Origin of the sequence: Parabacteroides leei (genome assembly GCF_023369805.1) — a bacterium.
GTDB lineage: Bacteria > Bacteroidota > Bacteroidia > Bacteroidales > Tannerellaceae > Parabacteroides > Parabacteroides leei.
Genome location: NZ_JAMBQG010000001.1, coordinates 378329 through 404557, shown reverse-complemented (window position 1 = coordinate 404557; position 26229 = coordinate 378329). Strand labels below are relative to the sequence as shown.

General features: G+C 41.3%; 25 protein-coding genes and 1 tRNA gene. 22 read left to right on the top strand and 4 right to left on the bottom strand.

Translation table 11 applies throughout. The features are described 5' to 3' along the window. Positions 1 to 7 precede the first annotated feature (7 nt). Positions 8 to 1411, bottom strand: coding sequence for an amidophosphoribosyltransferase (locus M1P97_RS01615; protein ID WP_249388208.1), 1404 nt, complete (start codon positions 1409 to 1411; stop codon positions 8 to 10). 553 nt (positions 1412 to 1964) lie between these two features. On the opposite strand from M1P97_RS01615, the gene M1P97_RS01610 reads away from it, so the two are divergent. From M1P97_RS01610 to M1P97_RS01580, 7 genes are all read left to right on the top strand, one after another. Then, positions 1965 to 2038, top strand: a tRNA-Thr gene (locus M1P97_RS01610). Between the two features lie 115 nt (positions 2039 to 2153). Continuing rightward, complete coding sequence (locus M1P97_RS01605) at positions 2154 to 2681, top strand: DUF4199 domain-containing protein (protein WP_195375001.1); 528 nt, start codon at positions 2154 to 2156, stop codon at positions 2679 to 2681. Between the two features lie 20 nt (positions 2682 to 2701). Continuing rightward, positions 2702 to 3652, top strand: a complete 951-nt coding sequence (locus tag M1P97_RS01600; RefSeq protein WP_195375002.1) for a glycosyltransferase family 2 protein — start codon at positions 2702 to 2704, stop codon at positions 3650 to 3652. 72 nt (positions 3653 to 3724) lie between these two features. Next, a complete protein-coding gene (locus M1P97_RS01595) occupies positions 3725 to 4288 on the top strand; it encodes a manganese efflux pump MntP (protein ID WP_195375003.1) in 564 nt (187 codons plus the stop codon). Between the two features lie 11 nt (positions 4289 to 4299). Continuing rightward, entirely contained in the window at positions 4300 to 6027 is a 1728-nt protein-coding gene (gene ilvD / locus M1P97_RS01590) for a dihydroxy-acid dehydratase (protein ID WP_195375004.1), read from the top strand. A gap of 62 nt (positions 6028 to 6089) precedes the next feature. Next, positions 6090 to 7115 (top strand): FAD:protein FMN transferase, encoded by a 1026-nt coding sequence (locus M1P97_RS01585; RefSeq protein WP_195375005.1) that lies wholly within the window; start codon positions 6090 to 6092, stop codon positions 7113 to 7115. Positions 7116 to 7124: 9 nt separating this feature from the next. Continuing rightward, entirely contained in the window at positions 7125 to 7502 is a 378-nt protein-coding gene (locus M1P97_RS01580) for a hypothetical protein (RefSeq protein ID WP_195375006.1), read from the top strand. Here M1P97_RS01580 and M1P97_RS01575 read toward each other — a convergent pair. Then, a complete protein-coding gene (locus M1P97_RS01575; protein WP_195375007.1) occupies positions 7499 to 8722 on the bottom strand; it encodes a hypothetical protein in 1224 nt (407 codons plus the stop codon). The genes M1P97_RS01580 and M1P97_RS01575 overlap by 4 nt on opposite strands. A gap of 109 nt (positions 8723 to 8831) precedes the next feature. Then, a complete protein-coding gene (locus tag M1P97_RS01570) occupies positions 8832 to 9077 on the bottom strand; it encodes an RNA recognition motif domain-containing protein (protein WP_028730423.1) in 246 nt (81 codons plus the stop codon). 433 nt (positions 9078 to 9510) lie between these two features. Between M1P97_RS01570 and M1P97_RS01565 the strand changes: the two genes are divergently transcribed. The 8 genes from M1P97_RS01565 to M1P97_RS01530 all read left to right on the top strand — a co-directional run bounded on the left by M1P97_RS01565 (position 9511) and on the right by M1P97_RS01530 (position 16744). After that, positions 9511 to 10803 (top strand): inositol-3-phosphate synthase, encoded by a 1293-nt coding sequence (locus tag M1P97_RS01565; protein WP_195375008.1) that lies wholly within the window; start codon positions 9511 to 9513, stop codon positions 10801 to 10803. A gap of 113 nt (positions 10804 to 10916) precedes the next feature. Further along, positions 10917 to 11618 (top strand): nucleotidyltransferase family protein, encoded by a 702-nt coding sequence (locus tag M1P97_RS01560; RefSeq protein ID WP_195375009.1) that lies wholly within the window; start codon positions 10917 to 10919, stop codon positions 11616 to 11618. 3 nt (positions 11619 to 11621) lie between these two features. Continuing rightward, the gene (locus tag M1P97_RS01555) at positions 11622 to 12479 is read left to right on the top strand and encodes an ATP-grasp domain-containing protein (protein ID WP_195375010.1); all 858 of its coding nucleotides are present in this window, start codon (positions 11622 to 11624) and stop codon (positions 12477 to 12479) included. Next, entirely contained in the window at positions 12479 to 13396 is a 918-nt protein-coding gene (locus M1P97_RS01550) for a CDP-alcohol phosphatidyltransferase family protein (protein ID WP_249388207.1), read from the top strand. Before M1P97_RS01555 ends, M1P97_RS01550 begins: the two co-directional genes overlap by 1 nt. A 6-nt stretch (positions 13397 to 13402) precedes the next feature. Further along, the gene (locus M1P97_RS01545) at positions 13403 to 14125 is read left to right on the top strand and encodes an HAD family hydrolase (RefSeq protein ID WP_249388206.1); all 723 of its coding nucleotides are present in this window, start codon (positions 13403 to 13405) and stop codon (positions 14123 to 14125) included. 87 nt (positions 14126 to 14212) lie between these two features. Further along, the gene (locus tag M1P97_RS01540; protein WP_249388205.1) at positions 14213 to 15019 is read left to right on the top strand and encodes a metallophosphoesterase family protein; all 807 of its coding nucleotides are present in this window, start codon (positions 14213 to 14215) and stop codon (positions 15017 to 15019) included. Continuing rightward, the gene (locus M1P97_RS01535) at positions 15000 to 15674 is read left to right on the top strand and encodes a hypothetical protein (RefSeq protein WP_249388204.1); all 675 of its coding nucleotides are present in this window, start codon (positions 15000 to 15002) and stop codon (positions 15672 to 15674) included. Before M1P97_RS01540 ends, M1P97_RS01535 begins: the two co-directional genes overlap by 20 nt. A gap of 443 nt (positions 15675 to 16117) precedes the next feature. After that, positions 16118 to 16744, top strand: coding sequence for an Rpn family recombination-promoting nuclease/putative transposase (locus M1P97_RS01530; protein ID WP_249388203.1), 627 nt, complete (start codon positions 16118 to 16120; stop codon positions 16742 to 16744). A gap of 200 nt (positions 16745 to 16944) precedes the next feature. On the opposite strand, the gene M1P97_RS01525 is transcribed toward M1P97_RS01530, so the two are convergent. Then, the gene (locus M1P97_RS01525) at positions 16945 to 17838 is read right to left on the bottom strand and encodes an Rpn family recombination-promoting nuclease/putative transposase (RefSeq protein ID WP_195375461.1); all 894 of its coding nucleotides are present in this window, start codon (positions 17836 to 17838) and stop codon (positions 16945 to 16947) included. 560 nt (positions 17839 to 18398) lie between these two features. Between M1P97_RS01525 and M1P97_RS01520 the strand changes: the two genes are divergently transcribed. From M1P97_RS01520 to M1P97_RS01490, 7 genes are all read left to right on the top strand, one after another. Beyond that, the gene (locus tag M1P97_RS01520; RefSeq protein WP_249388202.1) at positions 18399 to 19532 is read left to right on the top strand and encodes an MraY family glycosyltransferase; all 1134 of its coding nucleotides are present in this window, start codon (positions 18399 to 18401) and stop codon (positions 19530 to 19532) included. Beyond that, a complete protein-coding gene (locus tag M1P97_RS01515; protein WP_249388201.1) occupies positions 19529 to 20845 on the top strand; it encodes a UDP-glucose dehydrogenase family protein in 1317 nt (438 codons plus the stop codon). Before M1P97_RS01520 ends, M1P97_RS01515 begins: the two co-directional genes overlap by 4 nt. Beyond that, positions 20842 to 21780 (top strand): UDP-glucuronic acid decarboxylase family protein, encoded by a 939-nt coding sequence (locus M1P97_RS01510; RefSeq protein WP_249388200.1) that lies wholly within the window; start codon positions 20842 to 20844, stop codon positions 21778 to 21780. The genes M1P97_RS01515 and M1P97_RS01510 overlap by 4 nt, the downstream gene beginning before the upstream one ends. A gap of 96 nt (positions 21781 to 21876) precedes the next feature. Next, positions 21877 to 23337 carry a flippase gene (locus M1P97_RS01505; RefSeq protein WP_249388199.1) on the top strand — a complete coding sequence of 487 codons (1461 nt, stop codon included), beginning with the start codon at positions 21877 to 21879 and terminating at the stop codon, positions 23335 to 23337. Continuing rightward, positions 23330 to 24421, top strand: a complete 1092-nt coding sequence (gene glf, locus M1P97_RS01500; protein ID WP_249388198.1) for a UDP-galactopyranose mutase — start codon at positions 23330 to 23332, stop codon at positions 24419 to 24421. The genes M1P97_RS01505 and glf overlap by 8 nt, the downstream gene beginning before the upstream one ends. 3 nt (positions 24422 to 24424) lie before the next feature. Beyond that, complete coding sequence (locus M1P97_RS01495; protein WP_249388197.1) at positions 24425 to 25264, top strand: DUF4422 domain-containing protein; 840 nt, start codon at positions 24425 to 24427, stop codon at positions 25262 to 25264. Next, on the top strand, positions 25251 to 26228 hold the full coding sequence (locus M1P97_RS01490; RefSeq protein WP_249388196.1) for a glycosyltransferase family 2 protein: 978 nt from the start codon (positions 25251 to 25253) through the stop codon (positions 26226 to 26228). Before M1P97_RS01495 ends, M1P97_RS01490 begins: the two co-directional genes overlap by 14 nt. Position 26229: the final 1 nt, after the last annotated feature.

Here is a 26229-nt window from a genome sequence, read left to right as displayed (position 1 = left end):
TGTTTTTTTAGAAACAGCTTGACCCGTCATAGCAATGCGTACAAACACATTCCTTAGGCAAGCCGATCGATTGAATTAAATCTTCTACGGTGTTAAATTTGAGCGTGGTGATGTTCAACTGTTCACGGATACGCTCAACAAGGTTATTATATTGTTCAGTACCAGTAGTCGCATACTTATCCAGATCCTTAGCATCATCGCCCTCTATTTCTTTAACAATCCGGCGGGCAATAAGTTCGAGATGAGATTTGGAAGCAGAGAATCCGACAAACGGGCATGAATGCAAGATAGGAGGACATCCGATACGCATGTGTACCTCTTTTGCCCCATATCCGTACAATATATTTACATTATCGCGAAGCTGTGTTCCACGTACAATCGAGTCGTCACAGAAGATAACCCGCTTTCCACGCAACAGTTCACGATTTGGGATCAGTTTCATTTTAGCAACCAGGTCACGAACTGCCTGGTTAGCCGGAGTAAAGCTACGAGGCCATGTCGGTGTATATTTTACAATGGCGCGACGGTAAGGGATTCCCTTTCCTTCAGCATACCCCAAAGCCATACCGATACCCGAATCAGGAATACCGGATACGAAATCGGCTTCCACTTCATCCTTCTTTGCCATCGAAACACCGCTGGCATAACGTGAAGCGTCTACATTTACCCCTTCATATTCAGATACCGGATATCCATAGTAAACCCACAGGAAAGAACAAACCTGCATCTTTTTATTCGGTTTACGCAGTTGTGTCATCTTATCAGCTGTAAGATGTACGATTTCACCCGGTCCTACATTATATTCTATTTCATATCCCAGATTCGGAAAACTACAAGGTTCGCTGGTGGCTGCATAAGCTCCCTCCTTCTTCCCGACCAGTATCGGCGTACGTCCCCATTTATCGCGGGCTGCAATAATACCGTCTTCGGTAAGGATCAGCATCGAGCAAGAACCTTTCACTTTTTCGAATACCAACTCTATTCCTTCCAGAAAAGTTCTTCCTTCAGATATCAATAATGAGATCAATTCTGTTTGATTGGTCTGTCCGGAACTTAATTCGGAGAAATGACAACCTTTATCCAGTAATTCTTTCTCCAACTCATCCATATTATTCACTTTGGCAACCGTTACTACGGCATATTTACCCAGGTGAGAATTAATAAAGATCGGTTGAGGATCCGTGTCACTGATGATACCGATACCAGAGTTTCCCTGAAACTTGTCCAGTTCACTTTCAAAACGTGTACGGAAATAAGAATTTTCGAGATTATGGATAGAACGCTTAAATACGCCATTATGGAGAGTTGCCATACCGCCTCTGCGGGTCCCCAAGTGAGAGTTGTAATCTGTGCCATAGAATAAATCGGTAGCACAAGCCGAGTTAGAAATAGTTCCGAAAAAACCACCCATTGTTCTTACTATTTTTGATTTTTAAATTAGGACACAAAGTTACAAGAATATTTATACATATACCAGAGTAGATCATAATCTATCAAAAAATATGACCGGTTACCGCCTTATTACAAGCAAGCCTCTCCTTACTTCCTTGCCGATAAATCCGAAATAGAGTCATATACTTAAAACTGTTTCACCAAGAAGAAACAAGTGTTTCTCATAAGTGAAACAAGTGTTTCATCCTAGTGAAACAATCCGTTAATGCTAAAGAAACAATTCCCTCCCCAAAGGAAATGCCGAATCACCTCAGGGAAGAGCAACTCACAAGACTGCACAAGCCCTCAAGAGACCGGTAAACATTTTTTAACTACGCCGAAAATAAAAGGTTTCCAGCCATTTAGAAACAAATATCACTTCAGATAAACAAAAACGCTTGCATTGTAAAAAATAATATCTACTTTTGCACCCGGGTAAGTCCTATACGGCATGCTCCCTCGGAATCCCCCAGGGCTTGACCGCAGCAAGGGTACTTGGTTGTAGCGGCGCGATGTAGTAAGCTTACCCACCTGCCTCTTTAGCTCAGTTGGCCAGAGCACGTGATTTGTAATCTCGGGGTCGTTGGTTCGAATCCGACAAGAGGCTCTCAGAAAGAGGAAGTTTATTTAAGTAAACTTCCTCTTTTTTTTTATTATCATAATTGCATATTCTTACAAAAGGATTAATTTTGCTGATATAAACTTTAAAACAGCAATATACGATGGAAGAAAATAAAGGTCTACTATTAAAAAGTGCGATGACTTATGGCCTGGCCATGGGAATTTACTGGGTGATAAAGTATCTATTCTTTATTTTCAGCAACACAATCCCCGCTCTTAATATTGTCTATTTGGCACTAACATTGTTGGTTCCGTTTATCGCCTACTATCTGACCAAACGATATAAACAAGACATCGGAGGAAAAATCAGTTTCTTTCACGCATGGCGATTCGGTACGATGCTCTATTTCTTTGCCGCTCTGATCGTAGCACTGGAACATTTTGTATTTTTCCAGTTTATCGCACCGGCGGACTTTTTGTCTAACTCGATAAACCAGATGATAGATGTACTGAAAGATTCGCAGGTAAGCACCGAAATAATGGAGGCTGTAGGAAGAACGAACTTCACTCCTATCCACATGGCGATTCAAGGTATCTTTAACAATATATTTTACGGTATCATACTTTCAATTCCGGTAGCTGCTATTATATGCAGAAATAACGAAACCGGAAATGTCGGACAAGAATAAAAGGAGAAACAAAACAAATAATGGACATATCAGTAGTTATTCCGTTGTATAACGAAGCTGAATCCCTTCCTGAGCTGGAAGCATGGATAGAGCGGGTAATGAAAGAAAACAACTTTAGTTACGAAGTTATATTTGTAAACGATGGAAGTACGGACAATTCATGGGAAGTAATCGAAGAGTTACAACAAAAGAATCCATGTGTCAGAGGTGTTAAATTCCGTCGCAACTATGGTAAATCACCCGGATTGCACTGTGGTTTCCAGCGTGCCAAAGGAGATGTGGTCATCACCATGGATGCCGACCTGCAAGACAGCCCCGACGAGATCCCCGAACTTTACCGTATGATAAAAGACGAAGGATACGATCTCGTTTCAGGATGGAAGAAGAAACGGTACGATCCATTATCCAAGACTATACCGACTAAGTTGTTCAATGCTACGGCACGTAAATTCTCCGGTATAAACAATCTCCATGATTTCAATTGTGGATTAAAAGCATATAAGAATATTGTAATAAAGAATATAGAGGTGTATAATGATATGCACCGGTATATTCCTTACCTGGCAAAGATCGCTGGTTTTAATAAGATCGCCGAAAAGGTGGTACAACACCAGGCACGCAAATACGGGACAACCAAATTCGGACTAAATCGTTTCGTGAACGGTTATCTCGATCTGATTACGCTGTGGTTTACTTCCAAGTTCGGCAAGAAACCGATGCACTTTTTCGGCCTTTGGGGAAGCGTAATGTTCTTTATCGGTTTTATAGCTTTAGTAATCGTTCTGAGCATGAAACTGATCTCAATGTTTTCAGGTGATTTACGTCCGCTTGTGACTAATTCGCCTTATTTCTATATATCACTTACCGCAATGATACTAGGAACCCAAATGTTCCTTGCCGGATTTATCGGAGAGTTGATATCCAGAAATGCCCCCAACCGGAACAATTATAAGATTGAATCGGAAATATAAGATACGGGAAGTTTGTCCGTATTCCGGAACAAAGCGATCGAAGAGGTTAGCAAAAGGGAAACTTTTTAATATATGTCAATTATAGAAATAGTGTTACTAGCTATCGGTTTATCGATGGACAGTTTAGCCGTGTCTGTAACCGGCGGTGCGATGATTCGTAAATGCACCGCTTGTAATATGGTTAAGATAGGCTCTTTTATGGGGATCACACAGGCAGTAATGACCGCTCTTGGTTATCTGACAGGCGTCGGATTCCAGAAATACATTACAGCATTCGACCACTGGATCGCTTTCATTCTTTTATTATACCTGGGAAGTAAAATGATTTACGACAGCACCCAGGAAGAGGATGAAGACTGTAAATCCAATCCGCTTTGCAACAAGACATTGTTCGGGTTAGCCATTGCTACGAGTATCGACGCCCTGGCAATCGGTATATCGCTGGCTATCCTCAAATCGGATATTATCATCCAGGCCTTCCTGATCGGGATCGTTACCTTCCTGATGTCAGTTTCCGGTGTATACTTCGGAAGCCGCTTCGGACGTAAGGTCGACCTGAAACTCGACCTGATCGGCGGACTGATCCTGATCGGTATCGGAACTAAAATATTAATAGAACACATATTCTTCAGTTAAAAGAATAATTTATGAAAAGTCAGGAGTTACGTAAACTGGCCCCGGAGATCGACTCGCTCAGACTCGGCAGCGGATGGAGTATCGACGACCTCAGCAAACCCCAGATCATTGTCGAAAGCAGTTACGGACACAGCCATCCCGGTAGTGCACATCTGAATAAACTGGTCGAAGAAGCAGGGAAAGGCATCCACGATGCCGGAGGACGGGCTGCCAATTATTACGTAACCGATATCTGCGACGGAGAAGCACAGGGACATGACGGCATGAATTATTCACTTGTATCCCGCGATATCATGGCCGCCATGATGGAGATACATGTCAAAGCTACTCCATTCGATGCAGGCGTATTCATCACGAGTTGCGATAAATCCGTCCCGGCCCACCTAATGGCGATCGCCCGCCTGAATATGCCGGCCGTACTTGTTCCCGGAGGCATTATGAAAGCCGGCCCCAATCTGCTAACATTGGAGCAGATCGGCAAATATAACGCACAATACGAACGTAAGGAGATCAGCGAAGAACAACTCCTGGCTTATAAAAAAGACGCCTGCCCTTCCTGTGGTGCCTGTTCTTTTATGGGAACAGCCTCTACTATGCAGGTAATGGCGGAAGCACTGGGTATCGCATTGCCCGGTTCAGCCTTGATCCCTACCCATATACATTATCTGAAAGATATTTCCCGCTACGCAGGTCAGCGGGCTGTCGAATTGGGGAATGAAGAACTGTTTCCCTCCGACATTCTGACTATCGAGGCCTTTAAAAACGCCATCATAATACACGCCGCCATAGCCGGTTCAAGCAATAGCCTGTTACATTTGCCGGCTATTGCACATGAACTAGGCTTAGAACTTCCTCCTGAACTGTTCGATGAAATTCATCGGCAGATCCCATTCCTGTTGAATATCCGGCCAAGTGGATTCTGGCCGGGCGAATATTTCTGGTATGCAGGAGGTGTACCGGCCATTATGGAAGAGCTTAAAGACGTTCTTAACTTGGATGTACGAACCGTCACAGGCAAATGCCTGGGAGAAAATCTTGAAACACTCCGGCAGAACGGCTTTTATGAAGGATGTCGGAAATACCTGCCTGCACTTGGAGTAAAAATAAGCGATATCATCAAACCCTTCGATAATCCGATCCGTAAACAAGGAGCAATTGCTATATTAAAAGGAAACCTGGCTCCGGAAGGTGCCGTTGTCAAACATGCAGCCATCTCTCCCAACCTGATGCAGGCCACATTGATCGCCCGTGTTTTCAATAAGGAAGAGGAGGCTTTACAGGCTGTATTACAAAAGGATATTCATCCGGGCGATGCTGTTTTTATCCGCTATGAAGGTCCTAAAGGAAGTGGCATGCCCGAAATGTTCTATACGACAGAAGCCATTGCCTCCGATCCGGAACTGGCAGAAAGTATCGCTCTGATTACCGACGGACGCTTCTCCGGTGCAACCCGTGGACCGGCCATTGGCCATGTCTCACCGGAAGCATACGAAGGCGGACCTATCGCTTTGGTTGAAAACGGCGACTTGGTTCATATCGATATCCCAGCCCGGATACTGGAAATTACAGGAACAAACGGCGTACAACAGACACCGGAAGAAATAAATCAGATCCTACAGGAGCGCCGGAGACTATGGAACAAACCAGCTCCGCTTCAAACTCAAGGTATCCTCGATATTTTCACAAATAACAGCGTATCCCCCATGAAAGGAGCCTACATGGAGAACAGAAATGCTTAAGCCTTGATAATAGTTGAATCACAATAAATTTTAGTATCTTTGCCGACCTAAAATTAAAAGAGATGTATAAGAAGATCGGTTTTCTGGTAAGTCTGTGGATATTTATTCTCACTGCTTGCACAAACCAGAAACAATATTTTGAAGAGAGTGGTTCCGTATTTCATACAATCTATCATGTCAAATATGAAGCGTCCGAACTGCTGACAGACAAGATTGATGCTGAATTCCAAAAGTTTAATCTTTCATTGAATCCGTTCAACCCGAATTCCATCATATCCAAGGTAAATCAGAACGAGCCTGTTGAAGCCGACGACTGGTTTATCGAAGTATTCAACAAAGCCCGGGAAGTCTCAGACCATTCCGATGGCGTTTTCGACATCACATGCGCCCCGTTGGTAAACCTGTGGGGATTTGGCTTCAGCAAAATGGACAGCATCACCCCACAGATGATCGACAGCATCAAACAGTTTGTAGGTTACCGGAAAGTAAAACTGGACGGACGAAAAGTAGTGAAGGAAGATCCCCGCATTTTACTGAATTGTTCAGCCATTGCAAAAGGATATGCGAGCGACATAATAGCTCGCCTGTTTGAACGCGAAGGTGTTAAGAATTATATGGTTGAGATTGGCGGTGAGGTTACCATGAAAGGTGTCAACCAGAATGGAAACTGCTGGCGTATCGGTATTAACAAACCGGAAGACGATTCCACCGGAATAAGAAACGATATAGAAGAGGTTGTCCAGCTATGTAAAAAAGGCGGAGTAGCCACTTCGGGCAATTACCGGAATTATTATGTAAAAGACGGAAAAAAATATGCACATACGATCGATCCGCGTACAGGATACCCGTCTGAACAGAATATCTTAAGCGCAACTATTGTTGCAGATGACTGCATCACCGCCGACGCCTACGCTACGGCCTTCATGGCAATGGGTCTTGAAAAAGCACGCCAGGCAGCTAAAAACATCCCTGATATTGAATATTATGTAATCTACTCCGATGAAAATGGTAAACATCAGATAGAATACTCTGAAGGCATGCTCCAATATCTACCCAACAGGCAGTCTGAAGCAATACAGAATGAGTAATATTTTTTTATGAAGAATTTTTTTAATCAGTTTGAATGTAAAGAAGTTAAAGCAGGTGAAACAGCATACGACACAGAGTCGATTGGCAATGTCTTACTTTTTGTTACCTCCGGAACACTTCTTATCGACCCCCAAACATCGACTTCGGCCATAGAACTAAATGAAGGGTATTTTGTTTTGCTACCCGCAGAACAACGTTATATCATAACGGCCGTTACCGATGCACAAACAGTATTAATGTATGCAGGAAGTTTATCCGCCATGATCACGGAAGATCCGGAATGGGACCCGGAAAGACCGGTCGTCCTCCCGATATTCCCCTCATTGGCTAAAACGATCTACCTGCTCGAATCCTATCAGAAAGAGGCAAAGGCGAAGCTGAATTAAAAGCTTTTGATCAGGAATGACGGATTTATCCGTAAATAAACTCCGGCAGAAAAACTCGTTGCGCTGCCGGACTTACTGACTCCGTCAACTCCTTGTTCATACATGTTAACAGGAAGATGCTGGTATATATCGACATCTACTCCCATAGAAAAACCTTTTCCGAAACTCCGGGAGTATTCAAACCCCAGATAGAACATATTCTGTCCGTCAAACGTAACACCTTCCGTGGATGTTGAAACAGCTCCATAGAAAGGACTGCCGAACATCGATATGAACTTATTGCTATTCCAATAGGATGTTTTCACGCGGAAATCATAAATATCGGCCGAAGCGCGAACATAAAAACCGGACCCGCTATCATAAGGCCATAATTCACCGGCTTGCTGGTAATAACCGGTTACGTCAAATTCCAGATTGACATTCTTAAATATTGGATTTCCTGTATTCCATACTGCACCAGCACCAATTGCACCGTTCATCAAAGTCTGAACAGAATTTGTGTAGATCGTATCTATCTCTCCTCCCCGGTGCTGGGCAAGACCTTGCAGAGGTACATAGAAATGAAAACGAGATTCCGGATTGTTCAACTTATACCGTGCAGACAACCCGACCGTAAATGCTTCCTGGTGAGTATCTTCATGAAAGATAAAACTCTCCCAGTTCACCCACACATCGAAATCGAACCGGCGGGAATCGTATAACAATTGCAGGCCGGCCTCAGGATCAGCAGTCAGGTTCAGCTCCGGATTATATAACGGTTCGATCAGATTATGATTCGCTCCCCCATAAATATCTCCTAATACTATATTTACATGATCCGACAAGGCCACCTGTGCACGAAAGAAAGGAAGTACATGGAATCCGTGCTGAAACTGGTTACCTTTCCAGGTTGCAATATCCTGATAAGCCAGGCTCGGATATTTAGTTGCCCCCCAGTAACGCAGCATATGCGCGCCCACCTCCAGCTTGATGTTACTTAACGGATAGAAGGTCACTTTCGGTTGAACCCAAAGTCCCGGAAGTGAGTATCCTTTCATAATAGAACCCGTATATTCATTATCTTTGAAAAAGCTTATATTATCGAGCTCCACGGACAATTGTCCCTTTTTATCCGGATCAATCCTGTGGTCCGATTTAAATACACGTTCAGGAATCTGTGCAGAAGCAGTCTGTATAGCCAGCAAACCGGCAAGCACAAGACAAATACCTATTATTTTCATTTGTTTTTTAAATTTGCAGCAAACGTAAGAAATTATCGGCATAAATAAAAAGGGATACGGAAGTTTTACCCACCGTATCCCTTTCAATATTTTATTTGCTAAAGCTAACTCAACGTCTCGGAGTTGCTTCTTTAACAACCATCTGACGACCTTCGTATTCAGCACCGTCCAATTCTTTGATCGCATTTCTTGCTTCGCTTTCATTTGTGAACTCAGCGAATGCAAAACCTTTAGATCTGTTAGTGTCGCGATCAATGATTAACTTTACTGATTCTACAACTCCATACTCTTCCAGAACCTGCTGTAAGTCAGATTCTCTAACCCGGTAGTTCAGGTTACCAATGTAAATATTCATACAAAAATGATATAAAATAATTAATAAAAAAACTGTAACAAATAAGCTTGGAAAGGTCGATTACTACAAAATAAATTCATTTTTGAATATTACATCGGAGATAAAAGAACTATTTCTGAAAACTATGTTGTTCACATGGGGCAAAGGAAAGTATTTTTATTTGATATATCATCATAATCACTATTTTTTTTGTCAGGTAAAATGTATTTTATAATTTTGTAACATATAAAACGGATAACGAGGTATACAACAGAACCTCCATTTTACAAAGTATCAGGACAAACGGAGTTTTAAAATACAGTACTTTTAAATCGTTATCCGGACAAGTTGTTAGAAATAATAGTATTTTTGACCAATTATATCGCATATTTATCCTTTTTAATTCAAATTAGAAGGCCTAAATTTGCACCATTATTTTTGAACTTAAATTGACATGGAAAAAATCGAAGTAAAAGAAGCCAAAGGAAAACTTGGTATTCTCGTTGTGGGTGTAGGTGGAGCAGTAGCAACCACCATGATTACAGGTACACTGGCCGCTCGTAAAGGGGTAGCCAAACCAATCGGGTCAATTGCAGAAATGGCGACGATGCGTTTGGAAAATGGAGAAGAGAAGGCAATTAAGGACATTGTACCCTTGGCGGATCTGAACGATATTGTATTCGGCGGATGGGATATATTCGCAGACAATGCATATGAAGCCGCCATGTATGCAGAAGTTTTAAAGGAAAAAGACCTGAACAAGGTGAAAGATGAACTGGAGGCTATTAAGCCGATGCCGGCAGCCTTCGATCACAATTGGGCCAAACGCTTAAACGGAACGCATATTAAACAAGCTGCTACTCGTTGGGATATGGTAGAGCAAATTCGCCAGGACATTCGCGATTTCAAAGCAGCTAACAACTGTGAACGTATCGCTGTATTATGGGCAGCAAGTACAGAAATCTATATTCCTCTTTCAGAAGAACATATGTCGCTTGCCGCATTGGAAAAAGCAATGAAGGAAAACAATACGGAGGCCATTTCTCCCAGTATGTGTTATGCCTATGCAGCCATTGCAGAAGGTGCTCCGTTCATCATGGGCGCTCCTAACCTGTGCGTAGACACGCCTGCTATGTGGGAATTCTCCAAACAGATGAATGTACCTATCTCAGGTAAAGACTTCAAGAGCGGACAGACTCTGATGAAGACAGTACTGGCTCCGATGTTCAAAACACGTATGCTGGGTGTCAGCGGTTGGTTCTCTACCAATATCTTAGGAAATCGCGACGGCGAAGTATTGGACGACCCTGCAAACTTCAAGACGAAAGAAGTCAGCAAACTGTCGGTAATCGATAACATTTTTGAACCTGAGAAATATCCGGATCTTTATGGCGACGTATATCATAAGGTACGTATCAACTACTACCCGCCGCGTAAAGACAACAAAGAAGCATGGGACAACATCGACATCTTCGGATGGATGGGATACCCGATGGAAATCAAAGTAAACTTCCTTTGCCGCGACTCTATCCTTGCCGCTCCTATCGCACTCGACCTTGTATTGTTCAGCGACCTTGCTATGCGTGCCGGTATGTCCGGTATCCAGACCTGGTTGTCATTCTTCTGCAAGAGCCCGATGCACGACTTCGAACACCAGCCTGTTCATGACCTGTTCACACAGTGGAGAATGGTTAAACAGACACTGCGTAACATGATCGGCGAAAAAGAGCCCAGCTATCTGGATTGATAAAATACATACAGAGATAAAGATTTCTTCTTTCCGTGAAAAGTCCGTCTTCTCACAGAAAGAAGAAATTCTTTTCATATATTACTCCTTTTAATTCAAACAGATTCTAACATATGGATTATGCAATCATTGCAGCAGGCGAGGGTTCCCGATTGGTGCAAGAAGGTATTAAATGGCCCAAACCTTTAGTGCAACTAAATGGTATCACTCTTATAGACCGTCTGATCAATGTCTTCCTGAAAAACGACGCGTCATCTATCAGTATTATTGTAAACGAAGAAATGACAGAGGTACAGGAACATCTGCAGAAACTGGAACTTCCGGTTCCTTTCCGACTGCTGGTAAAGTCGACACCCAGTTCGATGCATAGTTTCTATGAATTGAGCCATCACCTGGACAGCGACAATATCTGCCTGACAACTGTCGACACGATTTTTAAGGAAGATGAGTTCAGTGGATACATTAATGAATTCCTGAAAGAAAACCGGCTGGACGGACTGATGGCCGTAACCGATTTTATAGATGATGAAAAACCCCTATACGTAGATACAGACAAGGATTTAATGATCCATGGCTTTTTAGACAAACAGGGAGAACCCGCATGCTCTTATATCTCCGGCGGTATCTACTGCCTGAGACGTTCCGGGCTAAAGGTTTTGAATAAAGCCATCGAACAGGGAATGTCACGCATGCGCAACTATCAACGCCAGCTTATAACTGAAGGATTACAGCTTAAAGCATATCCGTTCAGTAAAATCGTAGATGTCGATCATGCCGAAGATATCCAAAAAGCCGAAGAGTTTTTAAAACAGTAAACAATGAGTAAACTAACAATAGCAGGCATCCGCAGGGAAAATCAATTTTCCCCCAATCATATCGGAAACGATGCCGCCATCTTTTCCCTGACCGCTCAATATTTGCGCGACTTGGGGTGTGAAGTAAACGAATATATAGAATCAGACCTGATTGTCCGGAACTTTGAAGAGACTGCAATCTTCAACATGGTACGAAACTGGACATCCATCCACAAACTTCAGCAAATGGAGGATCAGGGATACACCGTTATCAACTCCGGTTATGGTATTGAAAACTGTACGCGCGAGAAAATGACACGCCTGTTAATGTCGAACAATATCTCACACCCGGCCAGCCTGATCCTTCCCACCAATGAAGATCCGACTGCTGCTATGGAAGAAGCCGGATTCTACAACTGTTGGATCAAACGCGGTGATTTCCATGCCATCCACAGGGAAGACGTTACATATGTCAGAAACCCGGAGGAAGCCAAAACAATTCTGAAAGAATATGCTATTCGCGGCATTAAAACGGCGGTAATCAACGAACATCTGGTAGGTGACCTGGTTAAGTTTTACGGTGTAACCGGTACCGATTTCTTTTACTGGTTCTATCCCTCTAACCAACATCACAGCAAATTTGGCTTAGAGCAAATAAACGGAACGGCTAAAGGCATTCCGTTTAACGATTCAAAGCTGCAACAGCTTTGTAGCCAGGCAGCCGAGGTATTAAACATACATGTTTACGGTGGCGACTGCATTGTATCCGAAGACGGTTCAATCCGATTGATCGACTTCAACGACTGGCCCAGCTTTGCCCCTTGCCGGGACGAAGCCGCTCCCCAGATAGCCCGCCGCATCTATAATTTAATCAACAAATAATGGAAGAAACAAAAAAGAAACCCGATATAGAATCAACTCTCAAATCACTGGATACGGAAGAGTTTATCGACATTCATTTCTACCGTCCGATAGGTTATCGCTGGGCATTGTTCTTCAATAAACTGGGAGTATCCCCCAATGCCATTACCGTTGCAAGTATATTCATAGGGATTGCAGCAGGTATCTGCTTCTACTTCCAGGACCTCACGATCAATATAATCGGCATGCTACTGCTTATCTGGGCTAATTCTTACGACAGTGCAGACGGACAACTGGCGCGTATGACCGGAAAGAAAACGCCTCTGGGACGCATACTCGACGGTACTGCCGGCGACTGTTGGTTCATAGCCATCTATGCGGCAATCTGTCTCCGCCTCACACCGGAATGGGGTATCTGGATATGGATATTAGCAGCCATCACCGGATTCTTTCATAGTAAACAGGCCGCTATGGCCGACTATTACCGGAACATCCACCTCCTGTTCCTGAAGGGAAAGGCCGGAAGCGAATTATCCCACTCCCCTGCCCTGAAAGAGAAATACAAGACAATGAGTTGGAAAAAGGATTTCATCTACAAACTATTCGAAACATTCTATATCAACTATACCGTCGGCCAGGAAGCTTTAACACCGAAGTTTCAGAAGATGATGGATATCATCCGCAGCAAATATCATGACGAAGCTCCGGAATGGTTCCGCAAAGCATTCCGGGAAAAGAGCCTCCCGATGATGAAATACACGAATATGTTGTCGTTCAACACACGTGTCATCGCCTTGTTCATCAGTATTTGTATTGATATGCCGTGGCTGTATTTCGTATTTGAGATGACTGTACTAAATACGATGCTGATATATATGATATACACGCACGAACATTTCTGTGCAGAATTCACCAAAGAACTTAAATCAAAATCATAAGACAATATGTTAGAATCAGATAAGATAAAAGGGATCCTGTTCGATTACGGCGGCACTATCGACAGCAACGGTATGCATTGGGCCGAAGTGATCTGGAAAGCTTACCAGGCGGAAGAAGTACCGGTAAGTAAAGAGACCTTCCGTGAAGCCTATGTGCATGGAGAACGGACACTAGGTAAAAATCCGATCGTACAACCGCATCACACCTTTCTCGACATGCTACGCCTGAAAACCGACCTGCAAATCGAATGGCTCAAAGCGGGTGATTTTCTGCCGGAAGAATATGCCACCCCACGACTGAAACAACGCCTGGCAGACTGGTGCTATGCGTATGCACGAAGATCGATCGATTCAGCCCGTCCCATACTTGCCTCCTTATCTAAAAAATATCCGCTGGTGCTGGTTTCTAACTTTTACGGGAATATCGAATCTGTATTGAAAGACTTCCACCTCGATATCTATTTTCAGTCGATCATCGAATCGGCAGTTGTCGGTATCCGTAAACCAGATCCCGCCATTTTCGGATTAGGCGTAAAAGAATTAGCACTCCCCGCAGGAGAGATCGTCGTAATCGGTGACTCCTACGATAAGGATATCATCCCTGCCACTTCCATCGGATGTAAGACAATATGGTTGAGAAGCATTGGCTGGGAAGAATACCGGGGAGACGAAACAGCAGATCTCGTGATCTCGGATTTTACGGAACTGGAACAAATCTTCGACATATAGATATTTTGACTACCAATAGTTCAATAAAGACCTTTCTCTAAAATAAAAGTCGCCCTATCTTTGCATATAAAAAGATGGGGCTTTATTATGAGAAATAAATATGCTTTATTACTATTCATCCTACTCACCTCTTGCGATTTGATAGATTATCACCCGTACGACGGAAGAGTTTCAGAGAAAGAAGACAAAAACATCAATGCAACCAATATTGTCAAGATCGAAAAAGCTTGTGCAGATAAAGATACTATCCGTTTTGTTTTTACCGGCGATACACAGCGCTGGTATGATGAAACAGATGATTTCGTAAAGCACGTCAACCAATTAAATTCCGTCGACTTTGTCATTCATGGCGGAGACCTGACCGACTTCGGTATCAAAAAAGAATATCTCCTGCAACATAAGATTCTGTCGCGGTTAAATATCCCTTATATTGCCTTAATCGGTAATCACGATATTATTGGCAAGGGCGACCTGATTTATGAAGATTTATATGGAAATGAAAACTTTTCGTTCCGGACGGGAGGAGGAATCCGCTTCATCTGCCTGAATACGAATGCTCTTGAATATGACTATTCAACTCCTGTACCCAATTTTGCCTTCATAAAAAATCAATTGAATGATACAAATGAAAAGGATACGCATACGGTCTTTGTTATGCATGTTCCACCGGGAAGCGATCAGTTCAACAATAACGTCGCAGATATTTTTCAGGAAAAGATCAGAGAATTTCCTTCTCCCCTTTTCTGCCTGCATGCCCATGATCATAACTTTGTGGCACGCGACCTGTTCAATGACGGGATTATTTATTATTGTTGTGACAATATAGGAAAACGAACTTATCTTCTCTATACTATAACACCGGATAGCTATTCATATGAAATCATTAAATTCTAACTGTTTACTATTACTTATATTCGCTTTTTTCTCATTTCATATAAATGCACAAGATAGCATCCCTGCCCCTACTCTATATGAAAGGCATGTGGAAAAGTATACTTTGCTATGGGAAAATTTAATCCCACGATATAGCAAAATACAATTCGCAGGCTCCATCGGGATGTTCTCTTTCGGATTGGGATGGGATTACTACCGTCATCATTGGGAAACGGATTTATTATTCGGCTTTGTACCTAAAACGACACGCAATCTTAGTGCTGAGAGTGCCAAAAGACGGCATGCCATGGCTACTTTCACATTTAAACAAAATTATATACCCTGGAGAGTCCCTTTACACAAAAGCATTGATTTCGAACCATTAACAACAGGACTATACATCAGTACCTTACTCGACAGAGACTATTGGGTACACAGCCCAAGCAAATATCCTGATGGATATTACTTTTTTCCGACCCGCATACGTACTCATATTTTCCTGGGTGAACGTGTCACCTTCAAATTCAACAATCCGGGAAGATGGCATAAATCTGTCACCTTATTTTACGAACTTAGCACCTGTGACCTGTATATCCTTAGTAAATTCGGAAATAAATACCTGAAACCGAAAGACTATTTGAGCTTATCGTTCGGGCTGAAGTTCCAGATATTATAACAAACGAGACCATACATTCGCAACTTTCAGAAAGTTCTACTTAATATAGAATAAGAAACGGTTTTGAATTTATTATTTGAGTCTGTAATAGAAAAAGGTGAAGCCTTTTTCTATTAATAATTAATAATGAATAATTGGGCTTCGCGCTCGGATGTAGCAAAATGTGAACCAAAATGACAGGTTTTGTAGGGGTGGGGTTTGCCCACCCTTTGCGACAATAATATAACAACCGGTGAAGAAGGGCGGGCAGACCCCGCCCCTACGGCCGAACCTGCCTGTTCCATTGTGACGGCGCCTGTAAGGGCGGTTCGCGAACCGCCCCTACCAACGCACTACATTCATATCTGTCAATAATTGATTCAACCGCCATCCCATTAACACCTAATTCTTCTTCTTCAATTGCTTTGTTATTTAGTATATAATATTTACATTTACCACAGCAGTTGGAACACGAACTCGAAGAGTTGACAGCTTGGGAAAAGAGCAGAGAAAGAAATAGCGAAGAAAACTGCGGTAAAACCGTGCCGAAACGTCTTCGTTGGAACTATGCGGTGAACCGTGTGTATGTAGTTTGTGTTTTAAACTATATCATGGACCGTAAGCATCCTGAGAAGTATCGCTGGGATGTGATCCGTATGGACCGTGAACTAAAGGAGCCTTTCAGTGATACCCTTACGGAGGTTTATCTGGAGATGCCCAAATTCAGGTTGGCGCTTTCGCAGTGCGATACATTATATAAGAAGTTTTTATTTGTATTAAACAATATCGAGATCATGGAACGATTACCCAAGGAATTAAACGAGCAAATTTTCCAGAAGCTGAAAAGCATTGTGGAGATCGAACGCATGACCCCCGACGAGCGGTTGGCCTATGAACTTAGCTTGTCGACAGAGCGTGACTTATACGCTTGTATGGAGACAAAGCTGGAAGAGGGGATAGAGATCGGGATGGAAAAAGGTAAAGCCGAAGGCGTCAGAAGTGTCGCTACCCGACTCAAGGGGCTTGGGATGGATTTGCAATCTATCATTCAAGCCACCGGTCTTAGTGAAGCCGAGATACAGGCGTTGTAAAATCCACATTATATAACAGAAAACAAAGGAGCGGTCTCGTCTGAGATCGCTCTTTTTGCGGGTTCACTCCAGTAGCAAAAGGATATTTTAATTTTAACAACGGTTGACTGGCGCACTCGTAGAAAGTGAGGCAATTTCTAACGTAAACAAGGCAGTCTCGAATGAAACTGCCTTGTTTAGTTATCTATTTACTATAAATATTATAATGTTTCTATCTCCGCCTCGCCGAGACCGGTTACCTCTGCAATTGTCAGGAGAGGAAGACCTTTCTCTTTCATGGCTTTTGCTACGGAATAGACGCCTTCCTTTTTGCCTTCTTTACGTCCTTCCTTTAGTCCTTTGGTCACTCCTATCTCGATACCTTCTTTGCGCCCTTTTTCTATCCCTCTCTCTTCGGCATAGTCAATCGTATTTTTGTAGTCGCGATAACGTTTCAAGGCTTCGTCATACAAGACACGCTCGTCCTTGCTCAGATTAGCCACATCCGCCACTTCGAGCAGTTTGTCGAATACGGCCTTTTGCGCCTTGAAGGGCATTCTGTCTAATGTATCCATATGTTTTAACAAATATAACCAACGTTCAAAATCTGTTTCACAATCATCAGCATCTTTCGTGAACCAGGGTAACTCCAGATATACCTGCCGGATTTTGTCGCTAAACATCCGTCCGGTATCACGGTCTGCCAGTATAACATCTGTACGGAATTTGGAGTTCATTCCCATCTTATAGTTTAACAGGAAGATGCCGTATACCGGGCAGAGGTTAAACGTCCAGTCTTTACCTTTTTCACCCTGATTACTGATAGCCCGCGATAAGTAATAGATACCCCGGTCGTAAAAGTAGGGCTGGGCTCCGTTCTGCATTTCCACTACAAACCAACCGCCTTTATCATCCTTGCAATGAATATCGAATATCACTCCCCGGTCTTCAATCGTTTCCGGTTGTAGGATCGGATTTTGGAAGATGATATCGCTGATATGGCGTTCGCCTTCCAGCAGTTGATTTAAGAAATCAATTAATAACTCTTTGTGCACCTCCTGACCGAAAATCCGGTGAAAACCGAAGTCGGTGAAGGGATTAATAAACTTTCCCATAGCATATATATTTTGGTCGCCACCCAATAACAGGCGGTGTGACAAAGATATAGAATATTTCCTTCGGACAAAAAGGAAAGGAGATTATTTGTTTCAAAACTGTCAAGAAATGAATCAAACAATAAATTCAAAACAGTTTATTCTAAATAATATTTATCACTTATATATAAATCACACTTTAAGTCATTAGAAAAACGCGTCTACTTATTGTTGGATTTCATTTATAAGTTCATCTTTGCCGTCATATAAACAAAGTTTCTTTTGGGACCCACATAAAAAACTTCACAAACCACTATATATCAAACATATAACTCCAAAATACATGACTAAAAAAAACGATCGTTTATTTTAGTCAGTGCAAAGGTATGCATTTTATTTGTATATACAACAAACAAAATTTATCAATACATGATTATCATGCACTAATGAATAATTAAGCAATATGTTAAAAAGAACATAATAATGACTAAAAAAAACGATCGTTTTTTTTAGTCATTCATTCGTCAGCTCATATATGTGACTGACGAACATTGTCGTATTTTACAACTAGTATTAATATAATGGCTTACCTACTTATAGCTATATCCTTATTTATATCAATAATTCTATCAGCGTTGATTATTCCACGTATTCTGGTAGTTGCCTTCCGAAAAAAATTATTCGATATACCTAATGAACGAAAAATCCATAATGGAATAGTACCCCGCCTCGGAGGTATATCTTTCGTCCCCACCATCCTTTTTGCACTATCTTTCACCACCGGTTTAAGGTACCTTATGGGTTATGAAATCCCTACAGAAAGGCTCCATTTCATAATTCCTGAATTTTACTTCATGGCCTGTGGCCTAACGTTATTGTATTTATCAGGCATAAAAGACGACCTGGTAGGACTACGTTATCGAAGCAAATTTGTTGTACAGATCATAGCCGCCTCTCTAATACCTTTATCCGGCCTATGGATTAATAACCTGTATGGTCTTTTCGGTATTGACGAACTTACCCCCTGGCTAGGTATCCCCTTCACCATCTTATTAACTGTATTCATTGTTAATGCGATCAATTTAATTGATGGCATCGACGGATTGGCATCAGGGCTAAGTAGCATATCACTGTTGGCACTTGGAAGCTTATTCCTTTATCATGACCAATGGATCTATGCCATGCTCGCCTTCTCGACACTAGGAGTACTACTACCCTTCTTCTATTATAATGTATTTGGTAAAGTCGATCGTTGCAAAAAAATATTTATGGGGGATACAGGTAGTCTGACATTAGGATATATATTAGCCTTTTTAGCAATCTCCTATACCAATTATAATCCGGAAAAGGCTCCCTATTCAGAAGGGGCAATAGTAGTTGCCTTCTCAACATTGATAGTACCTATGTTCGACGTGTTCCGGGTCATATTAGTAAGATTTAGAAATCATAAAGGACTGTTTGAGGCAGATAGAAATCATATCCATCATAAATTTTTGGATATGGGATATAGTCCCCGTAAAGCAATGATTTGCATTTTAGCTATGGCTATAACATTTAGTTGCCTCAATATTCTATTAATACCCTACATAGACAACAACCTTTTACTTCTAGCAGATATCATTATCTGGATTGGATTAAATGTTTGGTTTGATAGGATACGAGATAAAAGGTCTAATAAAAAGAATATTTCACAAACAAATATTATAAAAATATGAATATAGCAATTGTTGGTACAGGCTATGTAGGTCTTGTATCAGGAGCTTGTTTTTCAGAAATGGGCATTGATGTCACTTGTGTAGATATCAATGAAAACAAAATTACAAAATTATTAAATGGTGAGATGCCAATCTACGAGCCAGGCTTGGATGATTTGGTTGCACGTAATGTAAAAGCAGATCGTCTTCATTTTACAACAGATTTAACATCTTGCTTAGATAATGTTGAAATAGTCTTTAGTGCGGTAGGAACCCCTCCCGACGAAGATGGAAGTGCAGATTTGAAATATGTGTTGGAAGTTGCTCGTACGGTAGGACGTCATATAAAGAAGCACGTCGTGCTGGTTACAAAGAGTACAGTGCCTGTTGGTACAGCCGAAAAAGTTCGTGTAGCCATACAGGAGGAACTAGATAAACGTGGAGTAGATATTGAATTTGATGTTGCTTCTAATCCTGAATTCCTAAAAGAAGGAGCAGCCATCAAAGATTTCATGGCACCAGACCGCGTAGTTGTCGGTGTTGAAAGCGAACGGGCAAAAAAATTAATGGAAAAACTATATCGCCCCTTCACGCTAAATGGCTATCCAATCCTAATAATGGATGTCTCTTCTGCCGAAATGACAAAATATGCAGCAAATGCCATGCTGGCAACCCGCATCAGCTTTATGAACGATATAGCTAATCTCTGCGAACGCATTGGAGCAAATGTAGACAATGTGCGTAAAGGTATGGGGGCAGACTCCCGTATCGGTAGTCGTTTTTTGTATGCTGGTTGTGGATATGGCGGTTCTTGCTTTCCCAAGGATGTGAAAGCTTTGCTGCATACAGGAATAGAAAACGGATACCATATGCGCGTCATAGAGGCTGTAGAAGCAGTAAATGAAGAGCAAAAGAATATTGTATTCGACAAATTGAGTACAGCTTTTAATGGAGACTTGAAAGGTAAGACTATTGCTTTGTGGGGATTATCTTTTAAACCGGAAACAGATGATATGCGTGAAGCTCCGGCATTAGTTGTGATTGAAAAGTTATTGAAAGCAGGAGCTATGATTAATGTATTCGATCCCATTGCCATGGATGAAACAAAACGTAAAATTGGGAATATTGTTTCCTATTGTAAAGATATGTATGAAGCCGTGATTGATGCTGATGCTATCGCATTGATGACAGAATGGAAACAATTCCGTATGCCCAGTTGGTCTATAATCCATAAAGCTATGAAAAATCATGTGGTTGTAGATGGACGGAATATTTATGATGGAGAAGAGTTAAAAGAGTTAGGTTTTACTTATTCGAGAATCGGACAAAAATGAAACGTATATTAGTAACGGGTGGAGCCGGTTTTCTCGGCTCCCATCTGTGCGAACGCTTGGTGAAAGAAGGTAATGACGTCATTTGCCTGGATAATTATTTTACCGGAAGTAAGGATAATATTCGTCACCTGTTGCATTATGACAACTTTGAGTTGGTTCGTCACGATGTAACTTCTCCTTATTACGCGGAGGTTGATGAAATCTATAATCTGGCATGTCCTGCATCACCTCCCCATTATCAATATAATGCCATAAAAACAATGAAAACCTCCATTTACGGAGCCATGAACATGTTGGGGTTGGCCAAACGAACGAAAGCAAAGATTCTCCAGGCATCGACCAGTGAAGTGTATGGCGATCCGGCCATTCATCCGCAGGTAGAATCTTATTGGGGAAATGTGAACCCGATTGGAATTCGTAGTTGTTACGATGAAGGCAAACGCGCAGCCGAAACTTTGTTTATGGATTATCATCGTCAGAATGGTGTACGGATTAAAATCATCCGCATCTTCAATACGTATGGTCCTCGAATGAATTCGAATGACGGACGTGTCGTTTCCAATTTTATTGTGCAGGCGTTAAAAGGGGAAGATATCACAATCTATGGGGATGGAACTCAAACCAGAAGTTTCCAATATGTGGATGATTTGATTGAAGCTATGGTTCGTATGATGGCTACCGGTGATGATTTTATCGGTCCGGTGAACACCGGAAATCCTGGTGAGTTTACGATGTTGGAATTGGCAGAGAAAGTGATAGAGTTGACGAATTCGAAATCAAAGATTGTACATTGCCCGTTACCAGGTGACGATCCGAAACAGCGTAAACCGGATATAACGTTGGCAAAAGAGAAGTTAAATTGGGAACCTACTATCCGATTGGAAGAAGGGTTGAAGAAAACAATTGGATATTTCGAGAATAAAATAAAAAAGTAATCTGCTTAAAATAACAGATTTATTCCCATTTAAGCTATATGAATGATTTATTAAAGTATCAAGCTGTGAAAGGTGTGATATGGAGTGTTTGATTTTATGGCATCTTCTATCAAACGTAATTTCGCTTTAAACTTAGTCAATACCATTTCCGGATTACTGTTTCCATTGGTTACCTTTCCTTATGCCTCACGAATATTATTGGCAGATGGAATTGGTCAAGTACAGTTTTTCCAAGGGATAATAGGTTATATTTCTCTTTGTACAGCTTTAGGCATTCCTCTGTATGCGATACGTGAGATAGCCCGTGTACGTAATGATAAAACTTTGTGTAGTAAGACTGCTATCGAGATATTGTTGTTACATTCCGTATTGACTTTGGGAGGGTATGCCGTAGTATATGTGCTAGTGGCGACAGTTGCGAAGATCCAAGTGGATATCCCTTTGTTTCTGTTACTAAGTACCAACTTGTTTTTCACAGCGATCGGAGCGATCTGGTTTTATCAAGGGATAGAAGATTTCAAGTATATCACGATAAGGGCTATTGTCATTCGCGTATTTTCATTGATATGCTTGTTTGTTTTTATTAAAGATAAGTCCGATTTGTTTTATTATGCAGCTATATCTGTTACAGCGGAAGTGGGGAGCAACTTATTCAATTTTATTCGCTTACGAAAGTATATTGATATCAGTCAATTGTGTTTGAAAGAGTTACATCCTTTGAGGCATTTACGACCAGCTTTGAAAATATTCGCCATGAATCTGGTGATCAGTATTTACGTGAACTTAGACTCTGTCATGCTTGGATTCATGAAAAACGAGGCGACCGTAGGGTATTATGCTGCATCTACCCGTATAACTAAATCCATTTTGGGAATTGTGCAATCATTAGGAACAGTCTTATTACCTCGTCTTGCGAACTTGATTAGTGAGAATCGTATGGATGAATTCCGACTACTAGCGAATAAGGCTATGAATTTCACATTGGCTACCAGTTTGCCTCTAACTATCGGGGTAATATTCACGGCAAAGCCATTGATCCATCTTTTTTGTGGGGATGGATTTGAACCTGCTATATTAACGATGCAGATCATGGCTCCAATTATATTGTTTATCTCTCTTTCGGGGATTATGTGCTGGCAAATATTGTTTCCGCTGGATAAAGAAAAGTTGGTGGTCTATGCTACGTTAACTGGAGCAGTCGTGAATTTTATTTTGAATTTGCTTCTTATACCCTCCTATTCCCAATATGGGGCGGGGATAGCGACTTGTATAGCGGAATGCTTGGTGACGATTACTGCTATTGTTTTCGCTCGAAGATATGTTTCTATAAGGTTTATATCCAAACAAAACACACATTATTATGTAGCTACCTTTTTAATGGCTGTTCTGCTTTTTTTGTTGAAATTCTTGATAACCGATGAGATAGTGTATGTCTTTACGGGTTGTTTATCCTCGATTTTAATATATGGAGGATATCTTTGGATTAAAGAAGATGTTTTTGTCCATCAGATTCGAAGTGTAATTGTTAATATGCTGAATAAGAATAAACATGAGTAAATATGATTATCTAATAGTTGGAGCCGGATTGTATGGCTCTATGTTCGCCTACAAAGCTAAAAAGGTGGGAAAAAAAGTGTTGGTGATTGATAAACGTCTTCATACAGGCGGTAATTTGTACTGTGAAAATGTAGAAGGAATAAATGTACACAAATATGGTCCGCATATATTCCATACGTCGAATAAAGATGTATGGGATTTTGTGAACTCCATTGTTCCTTTCAATCATTTCCGTTATGAACCGTTGGCTTATTACAAGGGCAAGTTGTATAATCTGCCTTTCAATATGAATACATTCTATCAATTGTGGGGTACGATTACTCCGGCAGAGGCAATGGTCAAGATAGAAGAACAGCAGATGGAAATGGCGGGAAAGATACCTGCAAATCTGGAAGAGCAAGCCATCTCTTTAGTAGGGCGGGAAATCTATGAGACATTGATCAAAGGCTATACTGAAAAACAATGGGGGCGTCGATGCAAAGACCTGCCCGCGTTCATTATCCGCCGGCTACCGGTACGTCTTTCTTATAACAACAATTATTTCAATGACATCTATCAGGGCCATCCGGTAGGAGGATATAACAAATTGATCGAAGGATTGTTGGACGGTGTAGAAGTACGGCTGAACACGGACTTCATCAAAGACCGCAGCGGTTTGGAGGCTTTGGCTGACAAAGTGGTCTTTACCGGAAAAATCGATGAATATTACGGTTGCCGGTTTGGCAAGCTGGAATACCGCAGCCTTCGTTTTGAGGAGGAAGTACTGGATATTTCCAACTATCAAGGCAACATTGCCGTGAACTATACGGATACAGACCATCCCTACACCCGAATCATCGAGCATAAGTATTTTGAGTTCGGAACGCAACCGAAAACAGTCATTACCAAAGAATATTCGCAAGAATGGCAAGAAGACTGCGAACCATACTATCCGGTGAATGACACAAAGAATACATTATTGTATGAGAAATACCGAGAATTGGCAGAAAAGGATGAGAAGGTGATATTTGGCGGAAGACTGGCTGAGTATAAGTATTATGATATGCACCAGATTGTTGAAAAAATATTGAGAATGGTAATTTAAAAGATGGATAAGATTAAAATATTGGTTTGTTGCCATAAACCGGGCAATTTCTACCAAGATGAAGTATATACCCCCATTCATGGAGGTAAAGCTATTTCCAATGTGGATTTAGGTATATTGGGTGATGATACCGGAGATAACATTAGTGCCAAAAATAAAAGATATTGCGAAACAACAGTCTTGTATTGGGCGTGGAAAAACTTAAAGGATGTTGAATATATTGGATTAAACCATTATAGAAGGAAATTCAAAACTCACATAACACAAGATAATATTGACAAATTGATGGATGGAAAAGACATCATATTAGTTAAAACAGGCAATAGCCCCCGTCCTATAATGGATTTACTTCACAATCTAACCTGTTTGGAAGATATATGTATTTTTATCGATACCATATTGGAAATTTATCCTGAATATCGAGAGAGCATTATCAACTACTATTATGCAAACAATAAACTCATTCCCTTTCAAATGTTTGTGACTAGAAAGAGTGAATTTGAAAAATATGCCCAATTCCTTTTTAACATTTTATTCAGGGTGGAAGATCGGATACATCCTACACAATATACAAGATTGAATCGCAATATTGCATATATGGGAGAGTTTTTGTTAGGTCTCTATTGTATACATAATAAGTTAAAAATCAAGTATCTTGAAATGGAAGGAGAGTGTCAAGACAACCGTCCTCTCCCCATGAGAATATGTGGATATATAAGGAATGAATTAGCATTCAAAATGTTGCGCCGCCCTCATAGAATTCCCGCATATTTGGGTGCCATACCCGGATTAAAAGAAGACAATATCCATTTGCCTAATATATTCAAAAATGAAACAGACTAAAGTATCGGTTTACGTCCCGGTTTACGGAGTGGAAAAATACATTGAGAAGTGTGTTCGAAGCCTATTTGAGCAAACACTGGACGATTTGGAATACATTTTTGTTGATGACTGTAGTCCGGACGATAGCATTAGAATATTGGAACAAGTATTGGAAGAATACCCTAATCGAAAACCACAAGTTAAAATAGTGCGTCATGAAGTAAATCAAGGAGTCTGTACGGCTCGCCGGACAGGCATACAGCATACCACCGGTGAATATATAGCTTGTTGCGAACCGGACGACTGGGTAGAGACTACCATGTATGAGGAACTTTACAAAAAAGCCAAAGAGACCGGAGTCGATATGGTAGCCTGCGATCATTATATCGAATTTATGCCGGGTGTCAAATATGCAACCAGTCACCATATCGGACCTTTTGACACCATAATGGGCGATTGGATAAAAAGGGAATATGCCGCTTATGTATGGAGCAGAATAATAAAACGAGAACTACTGACTGGACAAAATATCTATTTCCCGGATAAATCCGAAGGAAGTTATGGCGAGGACTGCGTCATAATGTGCCAGTTTTTAAGCTACATAAAGTCTTACTCTTTTATTCCCAGGGCTTTTTACCATTACCGTATTATACCAAACAGCATTAGCCATGATATATCTCATTTGGAGAAAAAAAGAGACTCTCTTATCAAAAAATATACTTGGATATTTGATTTTATCAAGGAAAAGTATGGGGATAAATATGCAAAAGAAATACTTGATGTGAAATTGATGTTTAAAATCAGCTGGCTGAGAAATCGAGTCGTGGATGAGTTTTATGGCACATGGCCGGAGGCCAACCAAGATTCCGTCCTACAACGACTCCACATTTCGATAGGAAAGAAAATGATTTTATGGCTTGCCATCCACCATCATAAAAAGCTGTGCAACTCACTACTTTACATCTATAACTTACTTAAAAAGTAAA